19 protein-coding genes and 1 tRNA gene are annotated in these 24,295 nt (G+C 47.5%); 8 read left to right on the top strand and 12 right to left on the bottom strand.

From position 1 onward, the window contains the following. Positions 1–28 precede the first annotated feature (28 nt). The 7 genes from T360_RS0106835 (at position 29) to T360_RS0106805 (ending at position 9,196) form a co-directional block, all read left to right on the top strand. The gene (locus T360_RS0106835; protein WP_028912125.1) at positions 29–865 is read left to right on the top strand and encodes a phosphate acyltransferase; all 837 of its coding nucleotides are present in this window, start codon (positions 29–31) and stop codon (positions 863–865) included. Continuing rightward, on the top strand, positions 865–1,935 hold the full coding sequence (buk, locus tag T360_RS0106830; protein ID WP_036929059.1) for a butyrate kinase: 1,071 nt from the start codon (positions 865–867) through the stop codon (positions 1,933–1,935). Before T360_RS0106835 ends, buk begins: the two co-directional genes overlap by 1 nt. Before the next feature lie 13 nt (positions 1,936–1,948). After that, positions 1,949–3,301, top strand: a complete 1,353-nt coding sequence (locus T360_RS0106825) for a cache domain-containing protein (protein ID WP_197019280.1) — start codon at positions 1,949–1,951, stop codon at positions 3,299–3,301. Further along, entirely contained in the window at positions 3,294–5,204 is a 1,911-nt protein-coding gene (locus T360_RS0106820; RefSeq protein WP_028912122.1) for an ATP-binding protein, read from the top strand. Before T360_RS0106825 ends, T360_RS0106820 begins: the two co-directional genes overlap by 8 nt. A gap of 6 nt (positions 5,205–5,210) precedes the next feature. Next, the gene (locus T360_RS0106815; RefSeq protein ID WP_155949404.1) at positions 5,211–6,803 is read left to right on the top strand and encodes a hypothetical protein; all 1,593 of its coding nucleotides are present in this window, start codon (positions 5,211–5,213) and stop codon (positions 6,801–6,803) included. Between the two features lie 93 nt (positions 6,804–6,896). Further along, a complete protein-coding gene (locus T360_RS0106810) occupies positions 6,897–8,210 on the top strand; it encodes a TlpA disulfide reductase family protein (RefSeq protein ID WP_028912120.1) in 1,314 nt (437 codons plus the stop codon). After that, on the top strand, positions 8,207–9,196 hold the full coding sequence (locus tag T360_RS0106805; protein ID WP_028912119.1) for a lipopolysaccharide assembly protein LapB: 990 nt from the start codon (positions 8,207–8,209) through the stop codon (positions 9,194–9,196). Before T360_RS0106810 ends, T360_RS0106805 begins: the two co-directional genes overlap by 4 nt. 145 nt (positions 9,197–9,341) lie before the next feature. On the opposite strand, the gene gyrB is transcribed toward T360_RS0106805, so the two are convergent. The 3 genes from gyrB to T360_RS16150 all read right to left on the bottom strand — a co-directional run bounded on the left by gyrB (position 9,342) and on the right by T360_RS16150 (position 11,995). Further along, entirely contained in the window at positions 9,342–11,348 is a 2,007-nt protein-coding gene (gyrB, locus tag T360_RS0106800) for a DNA topoisomerase (ATP-hydrolyzing) subunit B (protein WP_051523450.1), read from the bottom strand. Between the two features lie 137 nt (positions 11,349–11,485). Further along, complete coding sequence (gene rpsT, locus T360_RS0106795; RefSeq protein WP_028912117.1) at positions 11,486–11,740, bottom strand: 30S ribosomal protein S20; 255 nt, start codon at positions 11,738–11,740, stop codon at positions 11,486–11,488. A 183-nt stretch (positions 11,741–11,923) separates the two neighbouring features. Beyond that, a tRNA-Glu gene (locus tag T360_RS16150) sits at positions 11,924–11,995 on the bottom strand. A gap of 104 nt (positions 11,996–12,099) precedes the next feature. Here T360_RS16150 and recO point away from each other — a divergent pair. Beyond that, positions 12,100–12,825 (top strand): DNA repair protein RecO, encoded by a 726-nt coding sequence (gene recO / locus T360_RS0106790; protein ID WP_028912116.1) that lies wholly within the window; start codon positions 12,100–12,102, stop codon positions 12,823–12,825. Between the two features lie 7 nt (positions 12,826–12,832). On the opposite strand, the gene ftsZ is transcribed toward recO, so the two are convergent. The 9 genes from ftsZ to T360_RS0106745 are packed head-to-tail and all read right to left on the bottom strand — an operon-like array spanning position 12,833 to position 24,295. Beyond that, the gene (gene ftsZ, locus T360_RS0106785; protein WP_369793497.1) at positions 12,833–14,161 is read right to left on the bottom strand and encodes a cell division protein FtsZ; all 1,329 of its coding nucleotides are present in this window, start codon (positions 14,159–14,161) and stop codon (positions 12,833–12,835) included. Positions 14,162–14,186: 25 nt separating this feature from the next. Further along, the gene (ftsA, locus tag T360_RS0106780) at positions 14,187–15,641 is read right to left on the bottom strand and encodes a cell division protein FtsA (protein ID WP_028912114.1); all 1,455 of its coding nucleotides are present in this window, start codon (positions 15,639–15,641) and stop codon (positions 14,187–14,189) included. A 15-nt stretch (positions 15,642–15,656) separates the two neighbouring features. Continuing rightward, complete coding sequence (locus T360_RS0106775) at positions 15,657–16,409, bottom strand: cell division protein FtsQ/DivIB (RefSeq protein ID WP_028912113.1); 753 nt, start codon at positions 16,407–16,409, stop codon at positions 15,657–15,659. Between the two features lie 9 nt (positions 16,410–16,418). Beyond that, the gene (gene murC / locus T360_RS0106770) at positions 16,419–17,795 is read right to left on the bottom strand and encodes a UDP-N-acetylmuramate--L-alanine ligase (RefSeq protein WP_028912112.1); all 1,377 of its coding nucleotides are present in this window, start codon (positions 17,793–17,795) and stop codon (positions 16,419–16,421) included. A 7-nt stretch (positions 17,796–17,802) separates the two neighbouring features. After that, entirely contained in the window at positions 17,803–18,909 is a 1,107-nt protein-coding gene (murG, locus tag T360_RS0106765; protein ID WP_028912111.1) for an undecaprenyldiphospho-muramoylpentapeptide beta-N-acetylglucosaminyltransferase, read from the bottom strand. Positions 18,910–18,950: 41 nt separating this feature from the next. Further along, positions 18,951–20,189 carry an FtsW/RodA/SpoVE family cell cycle protein gene (locus T360_RS0106760; protein ID WP_028912110.1) on the bottom strand — a complete coding sequence of 413 codons (1,239 nt, stop codon included), beginning with the start codon at positions 20,187–20,189 and terminating at the stop codon, positions 18,951–18,953. Between the two features lie 31 nt (positions 20,190–20,220). Further along, the gene (gene murD / locus T360_RS0106755; protein ID WP_028912109.1) at positions 20,221–21,552 is read right to left on the bottom strand and encodes a UDP-N-acetylmuramoyl-L-alanine--D-glutamate ligase; all 1,332 of its coding nucleotides are present in this window, start codon (positions 21,550–21,552) and stop codon (positions 20,221–20,223) included. A gap of 8 nt (positions 21,553–21,560) precedes the next feature. Beyond that, on the bottom strand, positions 21,561–22,832 hold the full coding sequence (locus T360_RS0106750; RefSeq protein WP_028912108.1) for a phospho-N-acetylmuramoyl-pentapeptide-transferase: 1,272 nt from the start codon (positions 22,830–22,832) through the stop codon (positions 21,561–21,563). A gap of 11 nt (positions 22,833–22,843) precedes the next feature. Then, entirely contained in the window at positions 22,844–24,295 is a 1,452-nt protein-coding gene (locus T360_RS0106745; protein ID WP_028912107.1) for a UDP-N-acetylmuramoyl-L-alanyl-D-glutamate--2,6-diaminopimelate ligase, read from the bottom strand.

The following is a 24,295-nucleotide window of genomic DNA, read 5'->3' as shown; positions in this document are numbered from 1 at the left end:
AGCATTAAAGCAATAAAATAATAAACCTATGCAGGCTATAAGAACCCTAAACGATATGATTGTTTTCCTCCAGCAGCGAGGTGATAAGAAGCGTGTGGCAGTAGTATGCGCCAGCGACGCCAGTACCCGTTATGCTGTAGAGAAAGGTAAGGAGATGGGATTTATAGAGCCCATCTATGTGGATGGTGACGATAAGGAAGAATGTGCGCGCAGGGCGGTTGCTATGTGCAAGAATGGCGAGGCCGACATCCTGATGAAAGGTCTTGTGAATACCGATGTATTGTTGAAGGCTATCCTTGATAAGGAGAACGGCATTCTGCGCCCAGGGCATGTGCTCACTCATGTGGCGATGGCAGAGATCCCTAAATATGAGAAGTTGCTGTTCTTTACCGATGCGGCTGTGATACCTGTGCCCACCGAGGCCCAGCGCCGCCAGCAGATACACTATATGAACTATGTGTGCCACGCCTTAGGTATCGAGGAGCCCCGCATCTCGCTCATCCACTGTGCTGAGAAGGTGAGTGCCAAGGTGTTCCCTTATACAGTGGATTATCTGGAGATTATTGCCGAGGCTCAGACGGGTAAGTTCGGGCGTTGCATCATAGATGGTCCGCTCGACCTGAAGACATCGCTCGATTCCGTCAGTCTGCGCGAAAAGGGTATCCACTCTGTTATCGATGGTCAGGCCGATGCCTTGATCTTCCCGGATATCGTGGCTGGTAATGTGTTCTATAAAGCTATCACCCTGTTTGGCTATGCCAAGACGGCGGGTGTGCTGCAGGGCACACAGTGCTGTTGCGTGCTCCCATCGCGTGCCGACAGTCCTGATTCTAAGTATTACTCATTGGCTTTAGCAGCAATTTGATGAAGATATTAGTAATTAATCCTGGTTCAACATCTACTAAGATAGCCGTCTTCGACGACGAATCGCCTATACTGGTCCGCACCATCGCTCATAGTGCCGATGAACTGGCCCGTTTCGACGATGTTATCGAGCAGCAGGATTTCCGTAAGCAGTTGGTGCTCGACGAGTTGCGCCAGGCCGATATTCCTGTAGAGTTTGATGCTGTGATAGGTCGAGGCGGACTGGTTAAACCACTCGAAGGTGGTGTTTACGAGATTAATGATCTGATGATACAGGATACACATAGCGGTATAGCTCTGCATAACCACGCCTGCAACTTAGGTTGCCTGATAGCGCACGAGATAGCATCTGCTATTCCTCATTGTCGCTCGTTTATTGCCGACCCTGGTGTGGTGGATGAGTTGAACGATTATGCCCGTATCTCTGGTTCGCCACTGATGAACCGTATCTGTATCTGGCATGCGCTTAACCAGCGCGCCATTGCCCGCAGATATGCATCTGAGATAGGTAAGGAATATGAGGATCTGAATCTGATTATCTGCCACATGGGTGGTGGCATTTCTATAGCAGCTCATGAGAAAGGTCGTGCGGTTGATGCTAACAACGCCCTGGATGGCGAGGGCCCATTCTCGCCCGAACGGGCAGGATCGCTGCCGGCGTCAGACTTGATTCGTCTCTGTTTCAGTGGAAAATATAACGAGAAGCAGCTGCTGAAGCGCATTGCCGGCAAGGCCGGACTGAATGCGCATCTTGGTACCAACGACGTGCGTGAAATCCTGCGCCGTATCGAAGACTATGGTGATCAACATGCCAAACTGATTCTTGATGCGATGATCTATCATGTGGCCAAGAATATCGCCTCAGAATCGGCTGTACTCTGTGGAAAGATAGATGCGATACTGCTGACAGGAGGTCTGGCCCGAAGTGAGTATATCGTGAATCGTCTGCGCGAGCGTGTTGGCTTTTTGGCGCCTGTACATTGTTTCCCAGGCGAAGACGAAATGGAAGCGCTGGCTCTGAATGCGCTGGCAGTATTGCGCGGCAAACGTAAAGCAAAGGAATATAAATAAAAAAAAGGTAGGTATGACTAGACTTGTGAGGTCTATAAAAGGACGGTTGTCGGTCAAGATTAGTCTGATGGCTGTCTTGGCTATGGCTGTTCTGCTCATAGTCTCATTGGTCGTTATGCTTGAATACTCACGAAAAAAAGTGAAGGAGGAAACGCTGGCACGTGTTGACTTGACGCTCGATGCCACTATGAAGAATATCGATAATATTCTGCTGAGTGTTGAGCAAATGGCCGGTAATGTTTATTATAGTATGGTGCCTCACCTTGGCGACCCTAAGGCTATCGACTATTATCGACGTAAGCTGATAAAGAGTAATCCTTACGTAGCCGATTGTACTATCCTGTTTAGCGATAGTGCATATATGGAGCCCAAATGGTCAGTGAAAACTGATGAATCTGATAAGGACTCGCTCATCTGCTTCAGTATCCCTATCGAAGATGGGGCAGGTAAGCATATCGGTGCTATCTGTGTGGATGTGTCGATGAGGCAGCTCTCACGCATTGTGGCTCAAGCCAAGCCATCTGCCAATTCGTTCTGTGTGCTGATAGACAGCTTGGGCTCGTTTATCGTGCATCCTTATAGTGAACGCCTGATGCAGCAGTCGGCTTTCGAGTTGTCTGAAAACATAGCCAGTCCTGATATGAGTGAGGCCTTAGAGGCCATGATAGCCGGACAAGCAAGCTATCGCTCCTTCGAATTGTGGGGTAACGACTATTATGTGTTCTTTAAGCCTTTCAATCGCGACAGCTTGCGAAGTCGTACTACGTGGCATCTCGGATGGAGTGCTGGCATCGTTTATCCTGAGGACGATATCTTTGGCGACTACAACGACTTGCTATACTATGTGCTAGCCATTGCTATAGTGGGCTTGCTGGTGATGTTTCTGCTTAGTTATGTGGTTATCAAGAGTCGCCTGAAACCATTGCTAATGCTTACCACTAAAGCACAGCATATAGCGGCAGGACATTTCAATGAAGCTATTCCCGATAGTAAGCATATAGATGAGGTGGGACGATTGCAGGATAATTTCCAGATCATGCAGCGCTCACTGGCCACCAAGATTGATGAACTGGAGAAGCTCAAGACAACGCTGTATGAACGCTGTGATGAGTTGCGCGTGACCTATGATAAGGCTAAGAAGGCCGACCGCATGAAGACGGCTTTCCTGCACAATATGACCAACCAGATGATGGCCCCTGCTGCTGCCATCGAGGAGGATGTGAACCAGTTATGTGAAAAATCGACACAGGATGCACCCGTGCTGATTGCTGATATCCAGAAGAATGGTAAGGCTATTACCGAACTGCTGAAGAATCTGATTTCGATGTCGGACGATGATATAAGAAAGGAGGCCGGCCATGATTAATATCCGCAAATCATTCTCTACCAAGCTCACTGTGGCGCTGCTCATACTGGCTGCCCCTATCTTTATGGTATCGCTGGGCGTGCTCTTCACGCAGTCGCGACATATCATCCGCAATGAGGCTATCGGCCATGCCAGCAGTGCGCTGAATTTGGCCATGCAGCAACTCTCGCGCCATCTGCTCTTTATCGAGACGGCTACTAATGCCTATAGCTGGCAGGTGGAGCAGGGCTTTTATCCCGACACGCTGATGCAATTCACCAATCGTATCGTATCGCTTAATCCGCATATCGATGGCTGTTCCATCAGTGCCGAGCCGTATGCCTTCTCTGCCTATGGTCGCAATTTCTCTGCCTACTCCGTCAGAGAGGGTAGTACTGATTCGGTGACTACCGTGATAGAGGAGCCTTACGATTACTTCCATAAACGCTGGTATAAGGCGCCATACGAGAAGCACGGACCATGCTGGGTGGCCTACTATGATGAGGCCGACTCGCTGGAGCTTACCATCGATGGTATGGTGGCCTCATATGGTAAACCACTTTATAATGCCGATAGCACCTTTGTAGGCATCATCTCTACCGATTTGTCGCTCTTACGACTATCTAAGGATATGCTGGAGCTGAAACCCTATCCCAACTCTTATTTCATGATGATTGATGAGGATGGGCGTTACTTCGTACATCCTGATTCAACCATGCTCTTCAAGCAGACCATCTTCACTGGTGCTGATACCCGCGAGATGGCCGACCAGATAGTGTTGGGGCATGAGATGATTAATGGCAAACAGGGAAGTAAGTTGATGAATATCGGTGGTACCAACAGTATCGTATGCTACAAGCCAGTGCCTGGCACATCATGGAGCCTGGCTATCGTTTGCCCGGATAGCGACGTGATGGCTGGCTATCATAAGCTGATCTATCTGGTGTTGTCGTTGCTCGTCTTGGGCTTATTGGTCATTATCCTCTTGTGTTACAGGATGATGTCGCATACTATCAGGCCATTAGACCAGTTGCTGCTCAAGGTGCAAAGTGTGGCTGCCGGAAACATGGAAGTATCCATACCGCATAGTGAGCGCATAGATGTGATAGGGCGCTTGCAGAACAGTTTTGCCACGATGCTTGAGTCGCTCAATAAGCACATGAAGAGTGTACGTTTTATAAGCGATCAGACCAGGCAGCGCAACGAGGAACTGCTACAAGCTGCACTCTTAGCTAAGGAGGCTGATCAGCAGAAGACAACTTTCATTCAGAATGTGACTCACCAGATCCGTACACCGCTCAATATTATCATGGGCTTTGCTCAGGTGCTGAGCGATGCCGGCGGAAGCAGTCTTCCGGAAGATGATATGAAGAACGTGGCCGACACGATGAATTATAATGCTACCCAACTGAAGCGTATGGTTCTGATGCTTTTTGATAGCTCTGATTCAGGTCTCTCTGAAGAGTTGAACAGTCATAAGAACGATATCGTTTATTGTAACCAGTTGGCGCGCGATTCTGTGGCTGTAGTGCTACAACGCAATTCTGGTGTTGGGATTCGTGTTGAGACAGAGTTGGCTGATGACTTCCGTGTGAATACCAACCGTATCTATTTTATGCACAGCTTACTTGAGTTGCTTTTCAATGCAGTTAAGTATTCAGATGGGCAGCATGTTGTAGTGCGTATATCAGCCACCGACGCTTTTGTGACTTATATTATAGAGGACCAGGGCAAAGGTATCTCAGAAGATGAGATAGAGCACATGTTTAAGTTTTTCACCAAAGTCGACGACCTCTCCGAGGGTCTCGGATTGGGCCTCCCTCTGGCCAAGCGCCACGCCCAGAACCTAGGCGGCGATGTCGTTCTCGACACCACCTACCACTCTGGCTGTCGCTTCATCCTCACCATCCCAAATACAAATTAAAGAATAGTGAAAAAGATATGTTTTCAAGGATTGATGGTAATGTTTGCCATCACGCTCTTATCGGGTTGCCATTATACCGGCAACAAATATTATTACCACGAGCTCGACAAGATTGATCATCGGCATAATCGCGACTTAGCTCGAAAAGAACTGGCCCAACTGAAGGGACAGACGGATAATTGTGCCGATTATGTGAAGCATTATTATATGCTGTTGGCACTTGAGATGAACAACGAGCTGTCGCCCGAACGCAACTTCAAGGCAGCTGACGAAATAGTGGATTATTACGAGGAGGTAGGCGATAAGAAAAAACTGATACGTAGTTATATCATAGCTGGTTCAATAGCAGCTAACTGCAGCGATGGTCCTAAGGCAATCGCCTATTATCATAAGGCCGAAGAGCTGTTGCCAACCGAAATCACGCCTCAGCATATCGATTTATACGAAAGGATGGTGAAACTGCTGCTGCGCCAGAATATGCCCGATGTGGCCAATCGCTATGCTAATTACATTCTGCACTATGCCGAAAATCAGGGCGACACGCTTAACATGATACAGGCTATGCGCTATATCAGTCAGTCGTTCAAGGTGCAACGTGTGCCACGAGGAATGCTGTCGAATCTGAACGATGCCTACGTGTTGGCTACAAAAGCAGGACTGATTAACGAGCAGGACGAGCTGAGGCTCGACATGGCTACCTATTACTGCGAAAGCGGACAGTATAGTGCTGCTAAGGGATTGGCTCTGCCCCTGAAGGATAAGCATATGCAAGGCGGGCGTCATAAGGTTGATGCCTTGTTAGCAAGCGTATATTACCACACTGGCAGGATTGATTCTGCACTCTATTTTGGTCAGCGAGTGATGGAAGAGGGCAACTCGGTAAGTAAGCGTGATGTGCATGAGATTCTAGCTCATATCGCTATCCAACAAGGCAAAGCTGCCGAGGCCGAGGATCATTTCACACGTTACAAGGATTTGAACGATGAGCTGAACTTTATTGCCAACAACGAGGCCATCGCCCAAGCCGACGCTTTCTACAACAATCAGAAACAGGCCGAAGAAAACGTGCAGCTGAAAGCCGACAACAACTTTAAACTGTCTATTATTATAATAGGTATTGCTGTGGTGGTGATTATCGTAGTGCTCTTTGCTACCTATATCCAGCGCCATCGCCGCCGCCAGGAACTGATGGAGATGCGTATCCAGCACCTGCAACAGTTGAAAAAGAACTATGCCAAGACCGACGTTGAAGAGATAAAACGAGCTGAACAAACGATAGAGAGTACTGAGATATGGCAACGCCTGACAACGCTGCCTGATAGTGAGCACCCAACAGATGAGGATTGGATAAATCTGTCGGAGGCCATCGATGAGGTATATGATGGATTCACAGGCAGGTTGATGCATCTGTGTCATCCATCTACCCACGAGCTGCACGTCAGTCTGCTACTCAAAGCAGGTTTCGAACCTGTTAGAATTGCCACGCTCACCCTCCGCAGCAAGGCTGCCATCTCAACCGTTCGCAGTCGTCTATACGAAAAGACATTTGGCAAAAAAGCTAGTGCAAAAGACTGGGACGAAGTAATTCGCACCCTCTAAACTCCAAATGCAAACTATTTGCAAACTCCGGTAGCATCAGGCTATCGGAGTTTTTATATACCTTTGCCACCGATAAACCAAAATCATGTTAGAATGAAAAAGTTTGTATTAGTGACATTGATGGCATTTGAGGCCATAGGCGTTTCGGCCCAGAAGTGGGTGGGAGTGCCTGAGAATAGGTTTGCGGTAACGGTGAAGATTGATTCGGCCATCGCCAGCGAACCACAAAAAATGTATATGTACTCGATGATTGAACGCGAGATGCAACTGCACGACTCTATCAGTTTCGACTCGTTGCATCGCGAGGGCACCATGCACGGCTATGTGCCTTATGAGTATAACGTAAACCTGATGCTTCAACGGCGCGGGCCGCAGTGTGTGCCTATCGTTGTAAAGGGTGGCGATAGTCTGAGTATTCGCATTGGTGATGAAGATGATGGATTTGGTCTTCGCTATATCGATAAGGTGCAGGGTTCGCCATCAACACTCGAAATGGTACATTATCAATGTAGGTACGATAGTCTTCGTCAGGTATATCTCAATCAGAATAACATGTCGCAGCTCTATAACCTTTCCGACGCCCAGTGTGATTCTATCCGCGCCATAGCCAAACAGGAGAAAAATAAGCTTGAACGCTATATCCTGGATTATGCCTGTACTGGTAAAAGTCCGTATAGTGTGATTGAGGCTGCAGGTGATGTGTTCTACTCTTTCCGCAGGAATCCAACGCTTTATCCTTATACCGAGAAGGAGGTTGACGATATGATGAACTCGCTGTTAGTGCGATTCCCTGATTATCCACCTATGAAAGCCTTTGTAAACGATAGCACGATGGGGACATATATGTCGGCACAGAGTTTTGAGATATGGGCTGGTATGCAACTACGAACGTATAGTGAGCGATTCCAGAAAGAAGAAGAAAAAGTAAAAGTAAGGCCTTTGAAGGTTGGCGACTACATGAACTTGCGCCTTTATAACGGGGCGAAGCCTAACGTTAATGAATTTCGTGGGAAATACGTTTTGGTAGATTTCTGGGCATCGTGGTGCCAGCCTTGTATGGCTCAGATGCCCAATATCCGCTATGCTGCACAGGAGTTTAGCGATGACTTGGCTGTGTGCCTGATAGGTATAGACGAGAATCGCAAACAGTGGTGGAGCACCGTAAAGGAGAAAGATCTGCGCAACAAAGATGCCACCCAAACCGATCGCCCCTACAAGATTTACAATTATTATGCCTACGATGATAAGAAGAGAGCAATGTATCCCGAGTATCAGGCTCTTGATATCCAAACCATTCCCCATAACTATCTCGTTGACCGCTCTGGTCGCATCATCGCTAAGAATATCAGCATCACGCTGGCTATCGATAAACTTAAAACATTATTAGAAAAGGAGAAACAACAATGAAAAGATTCGTTATAGCATTATTCACTATCCTCTGTTCGCTATCCACCATCTCAGCACAAACAGCCGACGAGTTACGCACTAATGCCGTACGCTTGGCATCGCGTGGGTACTTTAACAAGAGTATCAATTGTCTGCGACAGATTCCTACTGATAGCCTAAACGCAGATGATATGCACCTTTACTACAGCAATTTTGCTCAGCTTGGTCAGAACGATTCCTTGGCCTATTGGGCTGACGAGATGCTGAAGAGCAATCCTTACGATGCACAGTTGATTGTAGATTATACGCCTAGACTGAACAATGGTTGGCAGGGCGATATGGGACGTAAAACTTTCCCAAAGAAGGTTATCGACATCTGCAAGAAGTACGTTGAACGCGATTCAACTCACATCCTGATTAACCGTCAGCTGGCCGAGGCCTATTATAATATAGGTAATTATGACCTTGCCCTACAGGAGCTGAAAAAACTCGAGGCTGTTGGCGATACCTGTTTTGGTACGCTCTATACCTTAGGCTTAACTTATCAGCGCATGGGCGATAACTCTACAGCCTACGATTATCTGTATCGTGCCTATGATAAGAACGACCATCATCCCTATTGCCTTTTTATATTAGGAATTGTCAGCAACAGGGTAGGCCTTGGTGCTGAGGCTTTGTCGTATCTCGATGAGGCTAAGAAACTACTTATGCCCGATCGTCAGACCCTATTCCGTTTGCATAAGGAATTGGCTGAGGCTTTTAAACTAAAGTCAGAGCCCGATTTCCGTTTGGAGGAGTTACAGGAGTGTATGCGTTATGCCGAGGAGAAAGATGTAAACGAGCTCACCTACCTGATGGGACAGTGTTACTTCCAACTAAAGCAACGCGACAAGGCTAAAGACTATTTCAACCGATTCCTGGAAGCTACCGAAAACAAAGAGTATAACGATAAGATAAAGGATATGCGCTCCGCTGCCCAGCGCAACCTTCGCATGATGATGTGGTAGAATACGTAAAGTATCACTTCTAATATGATACATGTATAAAAACAAAACAACTTGTTTTGCTTTGTAAGAGATAGCTTCTTGAATAGAAAAAGACTATCTTTTACGCTACAAAACAAGTTGTTTTGCTATTGTGTCTGACGTATTTTTATGCGTCGATATTGGCGTATGTGGCGTTCTTCTCGATGAACTCACGGCGTGGTTCTACGTCGTCGCCCATCAGCATTGAGAAGATCTCGTCGGCCTCGGCTGCATTCTCGATGGTAACCTGCTTGAGCAAGCGATTCTCTGGGTTCATAGTAGTCTCCCAAAGTTGCTCTGGGTTCATCTCACCAAGACCTTTGTAACGCTGGGTGTGCAGGGCCTTGTCGTCGCCATTACCAGCTACATACTTATCGATAAAGGCTTGGCGCTGCTGCTCGGTGTAGCAGTACTCAGAGGTCTTCTTATAAGTACATTTGTAGAGTGGTGGAGTAGCGATATAGAGGTGACCTCCCTGAATAACCTGTGGCATAAAGCGATAGAAGAGTGTCATGATCAGTGTGTCGATGTGAGAACCATCGACATCGGCGTCGGTCATGATGATAATCTTATCGTAACGCAACTTGTCGATATTGGCATCCTTTGAGTCTTCGCCGTCAACACCGAAGCGTACGCCGATACTCTGAATGATGTTCATGACTGACTCTGCTTCGAATACGCGGTGCCACTGAACCTTCTCTACGTTCAGAATCTTACCACGCAGAGGCAGGATGGCCTGGAAGTGACGGTCGCGACCCTGCTTGGCGGAACCACCGGCCGAGTCTCCCTCGACGAGGAAAATCTCACACTCCTTAGGATCTTTGTTGGAACAGTCGGCCAACTTACCGGGCAGGCCACCACCGCTCATAGGATTCTTGCGCTGAACACTCTCGCGAGCCTTGCGGGCAGCGATGCGTGCTGTAGCAGCCAAGATAACCTTCTCACAGATGGTGTGAGCCTCTTTTGGATGCTCCTCCAGGTAGTTGTTCATAGCCTCACCAACAGCCTTCTGTACAGCACCATTTACCTCGCTGTTACCAAGCTTAGTCTTGGTCTGACCCTCGAACTGAGGCTCAGCAACTTTTACTGAGATGATGGCGGTAAGACCCTCGCGGAAGTCGTCCTGAGCAACCTCAATCTTGGCCTTTTCAATCTGCTTGCGCAACTGATCGTCTTCGTCAGCATACTTCTTCAAGGCACGAGCCAAGGCAATGCGGAAACCTGTGAGGTGGGTACCACCCTCGATGGTGTTGATATTGTTAACGTAAGAGTGGATGTTCTCTGAATAGTCGCTGTTGTAAAGCAATGCAACCTCGATGGGTACGCCATCCTTCTCGGTCTTCAGACAGATGGGATCACCGATGATAGATGTGCGGTGACGATCCACGTAGCGCACAAACTCCTTCAAGCCTTCTTTGGCGTGGAATACCTCGGGCTGACGGATGTTACCCTCGTCGTCAGGACGCAAGTCGCTCAGTGTGATGGTGATACCGGCATTGAGGTAAGCCAACTCACGCATACGCTTAGCGATGATGTCATACTTGTATTCGGTAGTAGTAAAGATACTGCCATCGGGCCAGAACTGCTGGCGTGTTCCTGTCTTGTCGGTGTCGCCTACAATCTTTACATCGTAAAGAGGCTTACCCTTTTCGTATTCCTGCTGATAGATGTGACCATTGCGGAATACCTGAGACATCATATGGGTAGAGAGGGCGTTAACACAACTGACACCTACACCATGCAGACCGCCTGAAACCTTATAAGAGCCTTTGTCGAACTTACCGCCGGCATGAAGCACTGTCATAACTACTTCAAGTGCGCTCTTGTGCATCTTCTCATGCTCATCTACAGGGATACCACGTCCATTATCTTGAACGGTGATAGAGTTATCTTCATTGATTGTTACTTCGATGTGGGTGCAATAGCCTGCCATCGCCTCGTCGATAGAGTTATCAACGGTTTCGTTTACAAGATGGTGGAGACCCTTTTCACTGATGTCGCCGATGTACATAGCAGGGCGCTTACGTACAGCTTCCAGACCCTCGAGTACCTGAATGTTACTCGCCGAGTAGTTGCTTTCCCCTTCAGCCTGCGACTGAAGGTTCTGTTCTTGATTCAGTTGTTCTTCTGTCATTTTGTTATTAATTGCATAATTTTGGGCAAAGGTACAAAAAAAACTTCAGATAAACGTAGTTTATCTGCTAAAAAACTGAAAAAAGAAAGCCGCAACCCCAGAGGGGCTACGGCTTGTTCTTATTGTTGGGTGTTTTATTATCCCAGCTTGTTTACGTGCAGTGCAAGGCTTGACTTCAAGTTGGCTGCCTTGTTCTTGTGGATAATGTTGGTCTTAGCCAACTTGTCCAGCATCTTCTGAACTTTTGGGAACAGAGCTACTGCCTCTTCCTTGTTTGTGGTAGCACGGAGCTTGCGAACTGCGTTACGCATTGTCTTTGCGTAGTAGTGGTTGTGAAGGGCTCTTTTCTTCTCCTGACGGATTCTCTTCACTGATGACTTGTGATTTGCCATGTTTTTGAATGTTTTTTAATTGTTAATTATAAAGCTTATGGGTCTTACGTCATATAGGCTGCCCTAGGCGGGCTCTTCAGTTTTTGAATCTTTCAATTCTTTAATTTTCCAAGCCCTCCGCCACCTTATCCCATCCGGAAGGCTGGTAGCACATGGCTGTGCAGATGACAGATTTAAATTTTGTAGTCCCTAGGAGAGTCGAACTCCTCTTTAGAGAATGAAAATCTCTCGTCCTAACCGATAGACGAAGGGACCATCGCGTAAAATGCGGGTGCAAAAGTACTATTATTTTTTTATTCTACCAAATCTTTTTAGTAAAAAATAACATTTTTCGAATATTTTATGTACCTTTGCACCAAATGTTGACGAAATCGCAGGCAATTGTGTTGCATGCTATCAAGTATGGCGAGACCAGATTGATAGTAGATATGTTTACCAGAGTGTTTGGTAGGCAGTCTTTTATTGTCAGCATTCCTAAGTCGCCAAATGGCAGAATGAAGAAGCAGTTCTTTCAGCCTCTCACCCTCCTGGAGATTGAAACTGATATCCGGCCGAGATTGCAATTGCAGAAACTGCATGATGTGAGATTGATGAGCCCGTTTACATCCATCCCTTTTGAGGCAGATAAGTTGGCTATCTCGTTGTTTGTGGCCGAGTTTCTGTACTATGCGCTCCGTTCGGAACAGCATAATGAATTGCTCTACGACTATCTGGAGAATAGTATCCTGTGGCTAGACGGTCAGCAAGATAGATTTGCTAATTTCCATCTGGTGTTTTTGTTGCGACTGACGCGATTCCTGGGCTTTTATCCGAATCTTGATGACTACAAGGATGGTGATTATTTTGATTTGCGTGAGAGTGTTTTTGTAGGGCACCCTCCTGTGCATCGTGATTTCCTTTTCCCCGACGAATCGCGAAAAGTGCAGTTGATGATGCGCATGGACTTTCCTACCATGCATCTGTTCCGCATGTCGCACCAGGAGCGCAACCGCTTGTTGGAAGTGTCGCTAAAATATTATCGACTCCATCTGCCGGATTTCCCAGAGATGAAGTCGATAGAAGTATTGCAAGCCTTATATCAATAGGCGTTTCTTACATAAATTTGATGGTGCCTTGGATGGGCTCCTGTGAATCCTGAGCGGGCTCATCGAAGGTTGTTACTTCGCTGATATTGCTGGCCTGAGAGTTGATGCTGTCAAGGATCTCTCGTGTACGCTTGTAGGTAGGAGTCTGCTCTACTGCTGAGATGACATCATCGTTGTCCAGATCTTCCGGACGGAACAGGTAGATGTTGGGGCGGCGCTTGTAGCGTCTTGTGGCTCCCTCGCCGCCATAATAGCGGTTGCGGCGGTCTTGGCGCTCGGCAGCTTTCTCCTGTTCGGCAGCGATACGGTTGATGTCCTCCTGACTGTGCTTCTTCAAGTGTCCGTTCATACCATCTACATTCTCGATGCCGAAACCTGTTGCCAAGATGGTTACCTTTACCTTCTTGCCCAGTTCGAGGTCGGTGGCAAGTCCCCACTTGATTTCAAAGTCGTTGCCAAACTTAGCCATGAAGTCGTTTACATCGTTCATCTCTTCCATCATCAGTGATGACTGTCCGTCCTTAGAGCCTGCAAACGAGATAGAAAGCAGAATCTTCTTAGAGTTGAAGATATCGTTGTCGTTGAGCAGTGGTGAGTTCAGGGCATCTTCGATGGCTTTCTTGACACGGCCTTCGCCTTCGCCATAACCTGTTGACATGATGGCTACACCACCATCCTTCAGTACGGTCTTCACGTCGTTGAAGTCGAGGTTGATCAAACCATGTACAGTGATGATCTCTGCAATTGACTTGGCTGCCACACTCAGGGTGTCATCGGCTTTGCCGAATGCATCGAGAACAGAGAGCTCGGGGTATATCTCACGCAGGCGTTCATTATTGATCACCAGCAGGGCGTCAACATGTTTTGACATCTCTTCAACACCGTCGAGCGCTTGGTCGATCTTACGGTCGCCCTCAAAGCGGAAGGGGATGGTGACAATACCTACGGTAAGTATGCCCAACTCCTTAGATACACGAGCGATGACAGGGGCAGCTCCAGTTCCTGTGCCGCCACCCATACCTGCAGTAATGAATGCCATACGAGTGCCGTCGTTCAGCATGGCGCGTATATCTTCAATACTCTCCTCGGCTGCCTGACGGGCCTTCTCCGGCTTGTTGCCTGCACCTAATCCTTCCTTACCCAACTGGAGATGTACGGGTACGGGTGAGTCGTTAAGTGCCTGGTTGTCGGTGTTGCAAAGTACGAATGTAACGTCGTGAATACCCTCACGGTACATGTGGTTTACTGCATTGCCGCCGCCACCGCCAACACCAATCACTTTGATAATGCTGTGCTCCTTCTCCGGTGATCCGAAGTCCAGAATATCCATATTCATATTGTTCTCCATAATGCTCTTCTAATTAATCTTCTTCTTCAACGATTTGTTTTCCAAACTTCTTGATACCCTTCAGGGCTTTGTTCCAGAAGCTGTTCTCCTTACGGATGCGTGCCTGCTCCTCCTGCTGGCGGCGCTCCTCTTCCAGGCGTGCACGCTCTTCCTCCTCTTGCTGGCGGCGGCGCTCCTCCTCGGCCTTCTGCTTCTCGGCTTCGGTGCGGATCACACCGGCAGGGATGTCGGTAGCTTGGCGTGCTGGGCGCTGGTCGTTAGTAGGATGACTGGGCTGAGGTCTCTGACTGGCGAACAGATCGCCGTTAGGATCAAAGGCATCGCCGGCGCAGTTAATATCGCCTTTGGCCAACAGACCTAATACGGTGTTCATCATGCCGTTGCGGGCCTTGATATCCTCGTTGGTGGTCTGTATGGTCTGGGTTACGAACTTGGCAATGCGAATCTTATCAACGTGGGTGTGGTTGATGAAGGCTTTCTCAATATTCTTCATGTTAGAGCCACCACCAGTCAGGATGATACCGCCAAGTAACTTGTCGTAGTAATCAGAAGGAATCTGATACCATACATTCTCAATGATTTCTTCCATACGACCTTCAACAATCTCTATAAACTTCCGGCTCTCTATCTGGCGTTCTGGGTCGATAGAGTATTTAAGTTCATTGTCGATGTCGTTATTGTCGGTATAAGCCGAGCCGTATTTCAATTTCATCTTTTCGGCATCACTCTCCTCCATCTGGAGGGTGGCAATATCCTTAGTGATATTGTTGCTTCCAAGAGGAATGACAGCGAGATGGCGAAGGATGTTCTTAGAATAAACAGATACTGTCGTGGTGTCGGAACCGATATCAACGAGTGCACAGCCAGAACGTTTCTCAACTTCTGTCAGTACGCTATCGGCCAGCGCTAAAGGTGCCAGATACATCTCGGCAACGTTGATGCCTGCTGTCTCGAAGCACACATTCAGGTTGCGATAGAAGGCCTTGCGCTCTAAGATGTTAAGGAAGTGACCCTCGAGGTGGGTGGACTGAATACCAACAGGGTCGAGCTGGAACTGAGTGCCCACCTTGTATTCCTGTACGGCAGCGTCGAGAATCTCTTGGTCTTGGTAGGTCATATTGCGGTTGGCATCCATCAACTCTATCACCATGTCTTGTGTGATGATGGTTTCGCCGGGAAGATCCTTAGTTACAACGTTTCTGACGCTACGGATTGACTGTCCGCCAACGCCAACATAGACCTGAGTGATTTGCGTCTTGAGCTGATTCTCCAGTTTCTTGATGATACTGGTAAGGCACTGTGCGGTCTTGTCGATGTTGTAAACCACACCTTTGCGGATGAATGACGAAGAATTCTCTTTGACTACTGCAAGCACGTTGATGCTGCCGTCGAGATTCTTCTGTCCCGCGATTCCGGTTACTTTGGATGAACCGAGTTCAATTGCTACAATAAAATCCTTTGCTGCCATCTCTTATTTAATCATTTATCTGTTATTCCTTTTACATATAATCTGGTTGTTGAACTCCATATTGATATAGTTATACTTGTTCCAACCGGCCTTGTTCAAACCATAGATGTAGAACTTGCGTAGGCGTTCAAGCTTGTTGTCGATATGTGTCGGTGAACCAAGAAAGACGATATGCTCGCCAACACGCGGTACCATCTCAAGGGTGCCGTTGGGCAGTACGTTCAACTGCACGGTCTGATTGCGCCAGAAACTGCTGCCGACAATGTGGTTGGCTACCTTTGACAAGGTGTTCTGAGCGTATTTCTTGGAGATATGACCCGTTGCTATCAGAATGTCGGTAGCATAGCCTGCCTGTGGCATGATGTTGCCATGATTGTCGAGATAGTAGCTGTCGCCATTATCCGCCATCACACGGATGACAGGTATGCGCTGCTTGATACCGATGCATACATGTCCACTCAATGTCTTGTAGCATTCTGCCTTCTCGATGAAAGGACTTTTCATTAAGTTCTCCTCCATCTTTCTTGGCGAAATGGTGCTCATAGGCTGGGAGAGTGGGTATAACTTATGCTGAGAGAGTAACTTTTTGACTTCGCCTGGATTCAAGAATCCCTCCATCGACTCTTTTTCGATGTCGATTTTCACCTCGGTGCACTCCTTGGCCATGGCTTCGTCGGGGCTATTGAAAGCTGTGACGGCCAATACCAGGTAGATGCCAACGAGAATGTTGCAAACTACGATGAGGATCTGTTTCCAATTGAAGGACATTGAGTTATGTTATAATTTGCTATTTAATATAGTGGTTATCTGAGGCACCTGATTGTCAAGGTCGCCAGCTCCAAGTACAATCAGCACTTCGAAGTCGTGGCTCTTGATATAGTCGAGCACCTCTGCCTTCTGAATCATCTCTTTTTTGACACCTGGTTTCAGGTTGTCATAGATGAGTTTTGAGGTTACACCCTCGATAGGTAGTTCGCGGGCGGGGTATATCTCTGTGAGTATCACCTCGTCGAGCTGACTAAGGGCGTCGGCAAAATCCTTATAGAAATCGCGCGTACGGGTATAGAGGTGTGGCTGGAAGATGGCTGTGATGTGCTTATCTTTATACAGCTCACGAATGCTCTTCGCACTTTGGTAGATTTCTTTTGGATGGTGGGCATAGTCGCTCAAGAAAACCATTTTGTTGTTCTTGATCTTAAAGTCGAAGCGACGGTCAACACCACCGTATGTCTGCATGCCGTATTTGAGCTCCTCGGCGGTGCAACCATTCAGTTGCGCCATGGCCATAGCGGCAATACCATTCTCGATGTTGATGGGCACAGGCTGTCCCAGTTGTACGCCTTTAATGCTCTCGATAGGCGAAATGAAATCGAAGATTATCTCGCCATTCTCAATGCAGATGTTCTCTGCGTGAAAGTCTCCTTCTGTCAGACTGTAGTCGTAACGGCGTACGTCAGCCTGTATGTTTTCCTGCATCTCCAATCCGCGATGGATGATGAGTGCGCCACCTGGTTGGATAAGTTCTGTATAATGACGGAAACTCTCTAAGTAGGCCTCTTTGGTGCCATAGATATCCAAGTGGTCTGGGTCGGTGGCAGTGATGACTGTCATCCAAGGGCGAAGCCAATGGAATGAGCGGTCGAATTCGTCAGCCTCAATGACTACATAGTCTGAATCAGACAAGATATAGTTGGTGCCATAGTTCTTGGAGATACCACCTAAGAAGGCATTGCAGTCCAGGTGGCTCTGGTGCATGATATGAGCGCACATCGTAGAAGTGGTGGTCTTGCCATGAGTTCCTGCAACACAGAGACCTTTGTGGCTCTCGGTAAGTGTACCGAGTACCTGAGCGCGCTTCTGAATCTCGAAACCATTCTCGCGGAAGAACTTCAGCTCTTGATGCTCAGCGGGAATCGCTGGTGTGTAGATAACCAGGCACGACTCCTTTTTCTTGCACTCGTGGGGGATGTCGTCTATACTTTCATGGTAATGAATCAGCATTCCTTCTGATTCAAGATGCTTAGTGAGGTCGGATGGGGTCTTGTCGTAGCCGGCTACCACAAGTCCCTTCTTAATAAAGTAGCGAGCGATGGCGCTCATACCGATGCCACCGGCTCCTACAAAATATACTGCTTTTATATCTTTTAAATCCATAATCTGTTTATTTCTTTTCTGCCAGTTTGATGACTTCTTTTGCAATAATATCGGCTGAATCTGGTAGGGCAAGTTTCAGAACATTCTCGCTGAGCGACTTGAGCTTCTGCTCGTCGGCAACGGTCTTGATAGCCAGCTCTAGCAGCATTGCTGGTGCTTCGGCATCCTTCACGTATATGGCGGCATCGCGATTTGCCAGTGCCAATGCATTCTTGGTCTGATGGTCTTCGGCCACGTTCGGACTTGGTACCAGGATGACTGGTTTTCCAATCAGGCAGAACTCAGAGATGCTGCTGGCACCAGCACGGCTGATAACCAGGTCAGCAGCTTTGTAGGCTGCACCCATGTCGGTGATAAAGTCGGTTACCACCAGGTTGGGGATATGCTCACCTTTCAGGCGTTCTGCAATTTCGGCACTATAGTACTTGCCTGTCTGCCAGATAAACTGCGCATCGGCGGCTTTTATCAGGTCGAGATGCTGAAGTACGCTCTCGTTGATGGTGCGTGCACCCAGACTTCCGCCTACCAGCAGAATGGTCTTCTTGGCTGGATCCAAGTTGAACGCTTTGATGGCATCTTCGTGCGAAATCTGAGTGTCGAGGAGTGCCTGACGTACTGGGTTGCCAGTCAGGATAATCTTCTCGCTTGGGAAGAAACGCTCCATGCCTTCATAAGCCACGCAGATCTTCTCGGCTTTCTTTGCCAGCAGCTTGTTGGTGACACCAGCATAGGAGTTCTGCTCCTGAATCAGGCAGGGAATACCCATGGCAGCGGCCTGGTTCAGTGTAGGGCCACTGGCATAACCACCAACACCTACAGCTGCCTGAGGCTTGAAGTCCTTGATAATCTTCTTGGCCATGCGCTGACTCTTCCATATCTTGTAAAGAACCTTAAAGTTCTTCAGTAAGTTCTTACGATCAAAACCGCAGATAGGTAAGCCTTTGATTTCATAACCTGCAGCGGGTACACGTTGCATCTCCATGCGACCAAGTGCACCAACAAACAGTATCTTGGCTTCTGGACGAAGTGCTTTTATGGCATTCGCTATTGAAACTGCTGGGAAAATGTGTCCTCCAGTTCCTCCTCCGCTAATGATGACTCTCAGTTCTTCCATATCTTATTTCCTTTTGCGTGCAAAATTACAAATTTAATTTCTTATTCTGCTATTTTTGCTTCCCTTTTTTTCGCAGAACGGCTAACACTTAATATAACTCCGATATAGGCACAGTTAATGATGGTAGAAGTACCACCTTTGCTGATGAGTGGCAGTGGCTGTCCTGTAACAGGAGCGATACCAACGGCTACAAGCATGTTGAATGACGCCTGAATCACCAGCAATAATGCCAGACCCATCGCTAGGAACGCAGGGAAATTGTTCTCACACCTGCTGGCGATACGGGCTGTGCGATAGAGTAAGACAATATAAAGGAACACAACGAATGTAGCGCCTATGATGCCTAACTCCTCGATGACAATGGCAAAGATGAAGTCAGAGAATGCCTGTGACAGGAAATCACGCTCTACCGACTGGCCAGGGCCCTTGCCGATAATGTTGCTCGACACAATAGCGATGTTGGCATGTGCCACCTGGGCATCTTTATCAAGGTCGTACTGATCGGGGGTTATCTCTTGCTTGTTTGTAAACTTCTTGATACGCGATTTCCAAGTGTCGGCACGGTGTAGCAACTTTTCAATCTTGTTTTTCTCCTTGGGGGCGCTAGCCACTTGTTCGGTTGTTGCCTTGTCAACGGTGACGTTGTTGTCGTTACCTATAGCCATGATGAAGAGCAAGCCCACCAGACCAAGACCAGCCACCACGCCAGCCAATTTGGCTAGTTGTATGGCAGGTACGCGTCCGATAATCATCATCAGATATACAACCGAGCACAGCAATGCTGCTGTTGAGAGGTTCTCAATCATGATGAGGAACGCAATAGGAACCACGATAAAAAGGATGTATTTGAAAGCCTTCTTATCGGCTCCGTTCTCTCGTTGCATGGCACTGAGAATCTGTGCCGTTGCCAATACAATGGTGCCTTTGGCGATTTCAGAAGGTTGGAAGGTCAGTCCGAAGATGTTGATCCAACGACTGGCATCGCCTGTCCTCTCACCTGCTGCCAGTACCCATAGTAGCAGCACGATGGTGATAATCAGTAAGAAAGGCGTCATCAACTTGAAGTATCGGCATGGGATATTTAGTGTTACTACCGCTACTACTGCACCAAGGATGATGGTGACAGTATGGAAGACGATAGGACCCATATAGTTCTGACTCTTGTATGTCAGATTGCTCGAAGCAGAGAATACCTCGACAATACTGATCATACAGAGAAAGAAGAATACCATCCAGATGACCTTGTCTCCTTTGAAGATGTTGCCTATTTTCTTATTCATTTTTTTCTGGTACTTCTAGTGTTTTAGCCTTTTAGAGACTTCTTGCTATGGCCTTAAACTGCTCACCGCGATCCTCCATGTTCTTAAAGAGGTCGAACGAAGCGCAGCAAGGGCTCAATAGTACGGTCTCGCCGGGCTGTGCCATCTCATAGCAAGCTTCCATACACTCCTTCATAGAGTGGGTGTCGCGTACGGGAATGCCCAGATTGTCAAAGTTGTCGTGCAACTTCTGGTTGTCGGCACCTAAGTACACGATACCAGAGCATTTCTCTTTTACCAATGACTTGATAGGTTCGTAATCGTTGCCTTTATCCTTACCACCAATAATCAAGACTACCTTGGTCTTCATGGCTTCGAGTGCATACCAGCAGGCGTCCACATTTGTGGCTTTTGAGTCGTTGATATACTGTACACCACGCACAGTACATACTTTCTCCAGACGGTGCTCCACGCCAGGGAAGTCGCTCAAGCTCTTTCTGATTTCTTCTTTCTTGATACCAGCGATGTCGGCGGCGATACCTGCTGCGAGAGAGTTGTAGATATTATGCTTGCCTGTAAGACTGAGACTCTCCTGCTCCATGTTGAATGGTTCGGGCTTCTCAATCTTATACTGTCCTTCTTCGATGTAACCAATCACTCCTCTCTCTTTCAGTTCAGAGAAGGGATATTGGATAGAGTGGATGTCGTATTTCTCCAGTTCGCGCTTAATGATGGGGTCGTCGGCCCAATAGATAAAGGCATCCTTGGGTGTCTGATTCTGTATGATACGCATCTTGGCATCCACGTAGTTCTGCATCTCGAAGTTGTAACGATCCAGATGGTCGGGGGTGATATTCAGCAGAATAGCTATATCAGCGCGGAAATCGTACATGTTGTCGAGCTGGAATGAACTGAGCTCAATGATGTAGTATTCGTGTGGATCCTCTGCTACTTGAAGTGCCAGTGAGTTTCCGATATTTCCTGCCAATCCAGCATCATAGCCTGCCTCTTTGAAAATATGATAAATCAGCGAGGTGGTGGTGGTCTTACCGTTAGAACCGGTAATGCAGATCATCTTAGAGTTGGTGTAACGTCCAGCGAACTCTATCTCGCTGATGATGTGGATACCCTTAGCGATGACCTTCTGTATCATTGGGGCATTGTCAGGAATGCCTGGACTCTTGATAATCTCGTCGGCATTCAGAATCTTCTCTTCTGTATGCTGCCCCTCCTCCCATTCTATCTGATGGTCGTCCAATAACTTCTTATACTTGTCTGCAATCTTCGACATGTCTGAAACAAACACATCGAAACCTTCTTTCTTGGCGAGTACAGCGGCTCCTGCGCCACTTTCTCCTGCTCCTAATATAACGATTCTTTTCATATCTTTGTTTAACGCATCTTTAATGTTATGATTGTGAGTGCAGCCAGAATGATCGTGGTAATCCAGAATCGGATTGTGATCTTTGACTCATGGAATGGACGATGAGGCCAACCTTTCAGAATATATTTACTTGTAGCATCGAGCTGTGAGTCGAGCTTGCGGAAATTGTCGTGGATTGGTGTGGCGCGAAATACGCGAACACGCTTACCCTTACGCTTTTGTATCTTGAACCATTGGGTCTGGATAATCACACTCAGACTCTCAACGAAGAAGATGCCGCAGAGGATGGGGAGCAACAGCTCTTTGTGGATGATAATAGCTGCTACGCCGATGATGCCACCGATGGTAAGTGAACCGGTATCGCCCATGAACACCTGAGCGGGATAGGCATTGTACCAAAGGAAACCTATCATTGCACCAATGAAGGCGCAAAGGAATACCACAAGTTCCTCAGAATGAGGAATATACATAATATCGAAATAGGATGCATAGCCAATGTGTGATGACACGTAGGCTAGGATGCCTAATGCCACACCAATGATGGCTGAGTTTCCGGCACACATGCCATCCATACCATCATTCAGGTTTGCACCATTCGATACGGCTGTTACAACTAGAATGGTCATCATGACAAACAGAATCCAACCCGCTGCTACCTTGTATTTACCGCAGAACGACATGATATTCGAGTAGTTCAGGTTGTGGTTCTTGATGAATGGGATAGTGGTGTGAAGTGATTTGACTGCTTGTGCCTTATGCTTCACCACAATTTCCTGGTTCTGCTGCTTGACATTGATGTTCTCGCGAACGACTACATCTGGACTAAGCCACAGGGTCAGACCGACGATGAAGCCAATGCTCACTTGGCCCACAATCTTGTACTTGCCTTTCAAACCCTCTTTATTGCGTTTGAATATCTTGATGTAGTCGTCCAAAAATCCCAAGAAACCTAACCAGAGGGTTGTGACAACCATCAGGATCAGGTAAATATTACGGATGCGACCGAAGAGCAATACGGGGACGAGTATGCTGATGATAATGATGATTCCACCCATCGTGGGGACGCCCTTCTTCTCTACTCCGAATGGGTCGATACTTGGGTCGCGCTCTGTTTCAAAAATACTTCTACGCTTCATCCATTTGATGAACTTCTCACCAAACCATGCTGAAAGGAGCAGAGAGAGGATGAGAGTGAGTAGTGAGCGAAACGAGATGTAGGCCCACATGTGTGATCCTGGTATATCATACTGGTCGAGGAATCTGAACAGATAGTATAACATATGTTTGGGTATTATGAATTAAAAATTTCTTTTACTACTTCCTTGTCGTCGAAATGGTGCTTGACACCCTTGATCTCTTGATAGTCTTCATGGCCTTTGCCAGCAATCAGTATCACGTCGCCCTTCTCTGCCAGCATGCAGGCGGTGCGGATAGCTTCGCGACGGTCAACGATGCTCAGTACTTTCTTCATCTGTTTCTGGTCGAGGCCGGCCAACATATCGTTGATGATATCCTGGGGCTCCTCGAAACGTGGGTTATCAGAGGTGATAATCACTTTGTCGCTCTGCTTGACAGCTTCCTGTGCCATGATGGGGCGCTTACCCTTGTCGCGGTTGCCGCCAGCACCACATACGGTGATAACCTTTCCTTTGCCGTTCAGAACCTCATGAATGGCGTTCAGCACATTCTCAAGGGCATCAGGGGTATGGGCATAGTCAACAATAGCTGTGTAGCCTTCTGGTGAGTGGATTGGTTCCAAACGACCATTTACGCTCTTTAGTGTGCTGAGTATCAGGAGGATATCTTCTGGCTTCTTGCCTAACATGACGGCGGCACCATAAACAGCCAGCAGGTTGCTGACATTAAATTTACCAATGAACTGTACGCCTACTTCCTTGCCGTTGATATCAAGATACATACCCTCGAAATGGCATTCGATAATCTTAGCCTTGAAATCGGCCATGGTGCGGGTAGAGTAGGTCTTGATCTGGGCTTTGCAGTTCTGAACCATCACCATGCCATTCTTGTCGTCGGCATTGGTAATAGCAAAGGCATCCTTATCCAGACCATCGAAGAATGCCTTTTTGGCATCGCGATAGTTCTCGAAAGTCTTATGGTAGTCCAGGTGGTCGCGTGTCAGGTTGGTGAACAATCCTCCAGCAAACTTTAAACCACCGATGCGCTTCTGTGCAATGGCATGACTAGAGCATTCCATGAAGGCATACTCGCATCCTGCTGCTACCATCTGCGCCAACAAACGATTCAGTTCGATGGGGTCGGGGGTTGTGTGGTCGGCAGGTATCGCTTCGTCTTCTATGTAGTTGCACACTGTTGACAGGAGTCCGCATTTGTGACCAAACTTGCGGAACATATTATATAATAAGGTGGCAATAGTGGTCTTACCATTAGTACCTGTTACACCTACCAGTTTAAGCTTTCTCGAAGGGTCGCCATAAAACAGTGTGGCTACCTTTCCTACGGCATCCTCAGTTGAGGCTACCTGAATATATGTTACTCCAGAGGCCTGTTCCTCTGGCATCTTCTCGCATAATACTGCTGCAGCTCCCAGCTCAATAGCTTTGGGGATGAACTTGTGACCATCTGTGACGGTGCCTGGAATGGCAATAAACAGATGACCTTTCTCGATGCGGCGTGAGTCGATATTCACACCAGTAATCTCTGCTTCAGCATCACCGAGGATGTTGAGTACTTCTACATGCTTGAGCAGTTCATTTAATTTCAT

This window comes from Prevotella sp. MA2016 (assembly GCF_000619825.1).
In the GTDB taxonomy this organism is placed as follows: domain Bacteria; phylum Bacteroidota; class Bacteroidia; order Bacteroidales; family Bacteroidaceae; genus Prevotella.
Note: the sequence above shows the minus strand (reverse complement) of the source record. Positions and strands in the feature narration are given on the sequence as shown.

What these genes read in the sequence shown, in the direction of transcription:
- T360_RS0106750 (WP_028912108.1), bottom strand. Translation starts at nt 22,832, where the DNA reads ATGTTATACTATCTGTTCAGATTCCTCGACCAGTATGATATACCAGGA.
- T360_RS0106810 (WP_028912120.1), top strand. Translation starts at nt 6,897, where the DNA reads ATGAAAAAGTTTGTATTAGTGACATTGATGGCATTTGAGGCCATAGGC.
- recO (WP_028912116.1), top strand. Translation starts at nt 12,100, where the DNA reads ATGTTGACGAAATCGCAGGCAATTGTGTTGCATGCTATCAAGTATGGC.
- T360_RS0106745 (WP_028912107.1), bottom strand. Translation starts at nt 24,295, where the DNA reads ATGAAATTAAATGAACTGCTCAAGCATGTAGAAGTACTCAACATCCTC.
- ftsZ (WP_369793497.1), bottom strand. Translation starts at nt 14,161, where the DNA reads ATGAATATGGATATTCTGGACTTCGGATCACCGGAGAAGGAGCACAGC.
- gyrB (WP_051523450.1), bottom strand. Translation starts at nt 11,348, where the DNA reads ATGACAGAAGAACAACTGAATCAAGAACAGAACCTTCAGTCGCAGGCT.
- T360_RS0106760 (WP_028912110.1), bottom strand. Translation starts at nt 20,189, where the DNA reads ATGAATAAGAAAATAGGCAACATCTTCAAAGGAGACAAGGTCATCTGG.
- buk (WP_036929059.1), top strand. Translation starts at nt 865, where the DNA reads ATGAAGATATTAGTAATTAATCCTGGTTCAACATCTACTAAGATAGCC.
- T360_RS0106775 (WP_028912113.1), bottom strand. Translation starts at nt 16,409, where the DNA reads ATGTCCTTCAATTGGAAACAGATCCTCATCGTAGTTTGCAACATTCTC.
- T360_RS0106805 (WP_028912119.1), top strand. Translation starts at nt 8,207, where the DNA reads ATGAAAAGATTCGTTATAGCATTATTCACTATCCTCTGTTCGCTATCC.
- rpsT (WP_028912117.1), bottom strand. Translation starts at nt 11,740, where the DNA reads ATGGCAAATCACAAGTCATCAGTGAAGAGAATCCGTCAGGAGAAGAAA.
- T360_RS0106820 (WP_028912122.1), top strand. Translation starts at nt 3,294, where the DNA reads ATGATTAATATCCGCAAATCATTCTCTACCAAGCTCACTGTGGCGCTG.
- murD (WP_028912109.1), bottom strand. Translation starts at nt 21,552, where the DNA reads ATGAAAAGAATCGTTATATTAGGAGCAGGAGAAAGTGGCGCAGGAGCC.
- T360_RS0106835 (WP_028912125.1), top strand. Translation starts at nt 29, where the DNA reads ATGCAGGCTATAAGAACCCTAAACGATATGATTGTTTTCCTCCAGCAG.
- murC (WP_028912112.1), bottom strand. Translation starts at nt 17,795, where the DNA reads ATGGATTTAAAAGATATAAAAGCAGTATATTTTGTAGGAGCCGGTGGC.
- ftsA (WP_028912114.1), bottom strand. Translation starts at nt 15,641, where the DNA reads ATGGCAGCAAAGGATTTTATTGTAGCAATTGAACTCGGTTCATCCAAA.
- T360_RS0106825 (WP_197019280.1), top strand. Translation starts at nt 1,949, where the DNA reads ATGACTAGACTTGTGAGGTCTATAAAAGGACGGTTGTCGGTCAAGATT.
- murG (WP_028912111.1), bottom strand. Translation starts at nt 18,909, where the DNA reads ATGGAAGAACTGAGAGTCATCATTAGCGGAGGAGGAACTGGAGGACAC.